Origin of the sequence: Campylobacter sp. MIT 21-1684 (genome assembly GCF_026241315.1) — a bacterium.
Taxonomy (GTDB): Bacteria; Campylobacterota; Campylobacteria; order Campylobacterales; family Campylobacteraceae; genus Campylobacter_D.
The window spans coordinates 1-5,413 of sequence record NZ_JAPHNA010000033.1 but is presented as its reverse complement, the minus strand read 5'-3'; the positions used below and the strand labels follow the sequence as shown (position 1 = coordinate 5,413).

Genomic DNA, 5,413 nt, shown 5'->3' with positions numbered 1-5,413 from the left:
TTCCCTGTCTTTATATTGCTGATACAATGCCCTCCTCCTCTCATCTTCATTGATGCTTTGCATTTTTTGATTAAACTTTGCTATGTTTGCTTTTATTTGCTCACTTGCTTTTGGTGGAGCTTGAAATTCTCCTTCATCGTGTATAAGCTTTAAGAATCTTGGGCGAGTAGGCAAATCTTGCGTATAAGCTCTTGTATTAAAAAACTCTACATCATTTAAAGGAGTGAGGGTATTATTCATTCCCCTTAATTCATCAAGACAGAGATAAGAAAGGAGTTTGTTTAAAAGATAATTTCTTGTATTTGTAGTTTTTATACTCTCATAACAATAAAATAAAGAATCAATATCCCCAAAAGCTCCTGTTCTAAGCTCACCTCCTATAATCATATGAATACAATTAAAAGATACAAAAGTATTATTCACAAGCATAGGATAGAATACTCCCTCATTGTGTCTTTTAAGCACATAAGGAGGATGGTATTTGTAAGCAAACTTTAAAAACTGCAATCTTTCAAATTCTTGTTTGCTCTTTTCATAATGTGTAATAAAAAGTTGATTAAAAATATTCAGAGCTACAACTTGTGGGAGAGATTTAAAAAAACTCTCAATAGTGTCTTTGGTATAATCTTTTAAGAAAATATTTTTATAATATTTTACATCTTGTCCTTGTATCTGTTTGAAATCTTTTATATGCTCTTTTTGACTGACAATTATAATACTATTTTGAACTTGTTTAAGCGCTTGAACAAATGATTTTTTCTTTAATTGTTTAAATTTCCTTTCTAAAGTTCTGTTTTTCTTATAGCTTTGAGTGTGAATATTCATATTGTGATTATAGAGAATAGAGGCTAAATAGGCTGCACCTAACTCCCCAAATAATACTTCTCTTAAAGGTTTTATCTTAGAGGAGACTAAGAGTTTTACAAGTTTCTTGCTTAGATTGAAAGGACTGAGATTAAAAAAGAGTTGGGCGAAAGGAAAGAATGAAGTAATAAAATGTTCCATTATCACTTGGAAAGCTTGACTTGTTTTGATTCTTGTACTTGTTTGGTTCTCCTCTTGTAAGTCTTTCTCTAAATCTTCAAGTTTGCTTTCTAAAGTTTCTAAATTTTCTAAACTTTCTTGATTTGCTTTATCTAAGCTTTCAGATTCATTTTTAGAATCTTCTTCTTTTGTTTCATTGTTAAAAGCTTCTTCTTTCAAAAACTCTTCTAATACTCCATCTAAGTTTATTTCATCTGTATCCTCTTGATTTTCTAATTCCTCAACAAACTCTTCTATACAAAAGACTTCTTTATTCTTTTCTAAGAGCTTTTCTTTACTTTTCTTAGAAAAACAGAAAGGTATTTTTTCCTCATCAAGCAGTAAAAAAGTTCCATAAGGCAACATTCTAAGACTTTGTTCATCAATCTTTATACACTCATAGTTATCAAAAAAATTCCACCATTTTTGTGTATCTGTTTGTATGGAAGTATAGAAATTTTTAATTACATAATAAGTGAAAGCAAGTAAAAGCATTTCTAAGATGGAATACTCTTTTTTTTGTAGCACTATTGGTACTTGTTGTGTATATCTATAAGGTTTTACAAAGACTTTAATAATACTCTCAATATAAGTTTGCAGACATTGTATGCTTTCTTGAAAATACTTCTTTTCTTGCTTTAAAAAATATGCCTTTTTGTTGTCTTGTTCGAAGAAATGTTCTATAAAATAGAAATTAAGTATTTTGTCTCTGTTTTTTTCTTTAAAATCAAAATATTGCTCTATTTGATCCTTGTTTTGAGGATACAAGCCATAATCAAGCCTATCAAGTTCTTCTTTGGCATTCTTAAAATCATTGTATTCTTCTTGTGGGATAAAAACAAAAGGACTTAGAGATACTACATAGGGTTTAGTTGCTTCATCTTTGAGAGTGATTTTATATTTACTATAATCAATGGTTGTAGTATAATCTTTTTTGGGATTTGTAAATAAACTCTCGCTTTTGATTTTCTTTTCATCTCCATAGCTTATAGTATTGCCTAGTTCTTCTAACAATTGATGATTCAATCCTGCATTATACTTAGCAGGAGCATTACTGATAATGAGATAATTGCATCCTTGCTTTGATGGAGCTTTCTTGCTTTCTTGCTCATTTTTCATAAGCTGCACAAGCTTACTAGAGTTAAAATAAGGGCTTTCTATAAAGACAAATCTATTGTCATTAGAAGTCATTTGCGCACTAAGATGCTTTGTAATATTATCTTTACCACAAATTTGCATTTTTTCATTCTCACAGACACAACTTAAATGTATTCCCTCTACCTTTGTCAAACTCTGCTCTTCTAATTCTATGAGCAAAGCTAAATCTTGTCTTATATAGGCACTACTCTCATCAATATCACATTTACATCCTGATAACTCTATAAGAATCGTATCATCTATAATAAGAGTATAATTTAAAATACGATTTTCAAAAAGAAGGATAATCGGGGCAATATCTTGCACAAAAAGTTTAATAATTGAATTTGAGATGGCAAAAGAATACTTAGAGTTTGCCCATTCTAAGATATTACTTAAGGTTTTACCACCTTCAAAAAGGGTATCAACAGCCAATAAAGCCAAATTGCTTTGAGAGAAAAACTTTTTCATATCAGCAATGTTAAAAATACTAAAGAAAAAATTGACAAGGTCTTTAAAGACTTGAGTATAACCATCTTTATAAATATTGCTAATATCTTGTATGAGCTTGTCAAAAGCAGAGTTCAAACTCTCTTTATATTTTTCTTTACCACCAAAGAAGTCTAGCTCTTTGAAATCTGGTAATTTTTCAATGATGGGTTTTTGCAAATGTTCTTTAATACAAGAACTTAGTTTCTCAAGACTATCCTTTTGCTTTAAAAACTTACTAATAGCTTCTGAAAGATCATCAATATCTTTACCATCGTTGAGTTGCTTTACAAAATTAAATACAATACTTGATGCCTCACTTTGCTTGTTATAAATCTTAATATTTCTATAATCCCTTTCCTGATTATTTTTAACCACATTTTCTTGATTAATACTCTTGTAATCATAGACTTCTACCTCTTTATCTCTTAAACTAAGAAAATGTTGTATAAGCCAATCTTCAAGACAGAAGCTCTCTTTTGTTCTTATCAAACATTTAGAATTTATTTCTTTAAAATTAGAGCAATGCAGAGTAATTTTTGTAGCATTTTGCGTGCAAGCAGTAATTTCTCTTATTAATTCATTTCTATTGTGTAAAAATACTATTCTTTTAGCTTTATTTTCCTCCATCATACACTCCTCCAATAACTTTTGCATTGATTACCTAAACAATATCAAATTGTAGATTCTACCAAACTTAAGATTATATTTACAATATAGAATTAAGTAAAGAATGAAAAGGGTGATTTATGTTTTAAGCTACTTTCCCCATCATACACTCCTCCAATAACTATCTTTAACTCTGTGGTGTTGTCTTTGTCTAAGTAATTATCTAAGCCTAATGCAAATTCAAAGTGAAGTTTGTTTGCTTTATAAGAGAGAGAAATACTCTTGTATGGTAAGAGATACTAAAGAGTTGTCTATAGTATCTTTGTATTCTTTAGTGTCTTTGGAGTACTTTAAAAGTTGTATATATTTGCCTATACCATAGTCTTTATGTTCATAGTTTTTATAGTATTCTTTAAAGAGTTTAGGCAGGAAGTTAGGGATACTCATTTGCAATCTCTCAATTTAATCTCTTGCAAGATTGAATTATTTTTAGAAATTTGCAATATATTATTTCTAAAAATGTTATATTCATACGCACCATTTTTAAAACTATATCCCTTAAAATTTTGCTTGCTGTCAAGTAGTGTTTTTCCTTTCAAAACAATATAGTTCCCACTACTTTTATTGACACTTACATATACCATTTTATTACAAGCCACATCACCCTCTGGACAAAGATATAAAACCTTAATCCAAAATTTCTCGCTTTCATAACTGCATTGCTCCATTGGGATAAAATCATTTGCAAAAAGTGGGGTTATAGAAATGCTCAACAATATTACTTTAACCATAATTGCCAACTTGTATATTTTCATATTCCTTACCTTACCCTATCACTCTTAATCCATAGCTTAATAAACTCGCCATTTTGACGCTTGTAGGCAACAAAGCTAAATTCGCCTCTATTTTGCAAGAGATTGAATCTATCTTTTGTAATTAAAAATAAATTATTGATTTTACACCTTTCATTAGGTGCAGAATAAAAATACGCTCTCTCCTTTGCGTGTGTGCCAATGATTTCATTTTCCATTAATAATGCTACATTTTCATCTTTATATTGCTCTTGCAAAGCTAAAGTTTGCGAAAAATCGCAATATCGCAAGCAATCATTGAATTTATTTGCTAGATTCACATTTGTCATTAAGTCCTTGCCTTGCACACTATCTTTAAGCTTTTGTGTTTTTATATCATATTCAAGCCAAGTGAGAGTGCCTGTGCCTTGAAATTCCTTGCTATTCTTATCTGCCCAATCAAAAAATAGCTTTACTAGAATCTTATCATTATCCCAAGTATCAAATTCAAATGAGATATGTTCTTTTACCCATTGTATATTTTTATCCCCCTATAAGATTCAAACTCATAATTGCTTGTTTTTACAATTTTGGTAAAAATCTCCACGCATTGTGGATTTAGTTGCGTGAGATTTTGGGAAAAATAGATTCTTGTTTTGTGGGGATTTTGAGCAAAAGTCAAAGTTAAAAATAATATACAAACCATAAAAATTCTTTTCATTTTTCATCTCCTACAATTTCATCAACTATTCGGGCTTTAATCTGTTCAATAGCTTTTTTTATGCTTCTTGTGCTTGGGTTTGGGTTGAATGTCATCTTGCCCAATTTCCATTATGCTTATTGATATAATAAGCCTTATATTCCATCCCTGCTAAAACTGAAGGCATTACTACAAATTGCTTCTTTCTATCCTTAACTTGAGCGTTTCCTCCTTGTTCGCTTAATCCTTTGCCTTCAAAAGCTGACCATATTCCTGTTGGTTTATAATTTGGATTTTGCTCAAAGAATTTACTATCCCAACCATAGTATGGAGCATTGCCAAATACTTCCATACCACCTGTTCCTGTATATTTATATTGCCCAGAGCTAAAATGTGCCGTTTCGCTTCTATACATTTTTTCAATAATTCTTGCTATTTCTTCTCCATATTTATTATAAATAATTTTTAAAGCTTCTTTTGCATCATCCAAGGTATAAAGTTTATTTTGTAACATTTTAATATCTTCTCTCTCCCCATCATACACTCCTCCAATAACTATCTTTAACTCTGTGGTGTTGTCTTTGTCTAAGTAATTATCTAAGCCTAATGCAAATTCAAAATGAAGTTTGTTTGCTTTATAAGGAGAGAGGAATACTCTTGTATG

General features: G+C 30.1%; 5 protein-coding genes and 1 pseudogene. All 6 read right to left on the bottom strand.

All coding sequences use genetic code 11. From position 1 onward, the window contains the following. A partial coding sequence (locus tag OQH62_RS08220) for a hypothetical protein (protein ID WP_266016053.1) occupies window positions 1-3,306 on the bottom strand: 3,306 nt, incomplete at its 3' end. A 213-nt stretch (window positions 3,307-3,519) separates the two neighbouring features. Further along, window positions 3,520-3,705, bottom strand: coding sequence for a hypothetical protein (locus tag OQH62_RS08215; protein WP_266016052.1), 186 nt, complete (start codon window positions 3,703-3,705; stop codon window positions 3,520-3,522). Beyond that, the gene (locus OQH62_RS08210; RefSeq protein ID WP_266016051.1) at window positions 3,702-4,073 is read right to left on the bottom strand and encodes a hypothetical protein; all 372 of its coding nucleotides are present in this window, start codon (window positions 4,071-4,073) and stop codon (window positions 3,702-3,704) included. The genes OQH62_RS08215 and OQH62_RS08210 overlap by 4 nt, the downstream gene beginning before the upstream one ends. A 5-nt stretch (window positions 4,074-4,078) precedes the next feature. Then, window positions 4,079-4,399, bottom strand: coding sequence for a hypothetical protein (locus OQH62_RS08205; protein WP_266016050.1), 321 nt, complete (start codon window positions 4,397-4,399; stop codon window positions 4,079-4,081). A gap of 176 nt (window positions 4,400-4,575) precedes the next feature. Next, window positions 4,576-4,770, bottom strand: coding sequence for a hypothetical protein (locus tag OQH62_RS08200; protein ID WP_266016049.1), 195 nt, complete (start codon window positions 4,768-4,770; stop codon window positions 4,576-4,578). A 91-nt stretch (window positions 4,771-4,861) separates the two neighbouring features. Next, a pseudogene (locus tag OQH62_RS08195) lies at window positions 4,862-5,413 on the bottom strand (lipase); the annotation flags it as partial.

Bases quoted from the DNA above. Each gene is read 5' to 3' on its own strand.
- OQH62_RS08200 (WP_266016049.1), bottom strand. From the start codon at position 4,770: ATGAAAAGAATTTTTATGGTTTGTATATTATTTTTAACTTTGACTTTT.
- OQH62_RS08205 (WP_266016050.1), bottom strand. From the start codon at position 4,399: ATGACAAATGTGAATCTAGCAAATAAATTCAATGATTGCTTGCGATAT.
- OQH62_RS08210 (WP_266016051.1), bottom strand. From the start codon at position 4,073: ATGAAAATATACAAGTTGGCAATTATGGTTAAAGTAATATTGTTGAGC.
- OQH62_RS08215 (WP_266016052.1), bottom strand. From the start codon at position 3,705: ATGAGTATCCCTAACTTCCTGCCTAAACTCTTTAAAGAATACTATAAA.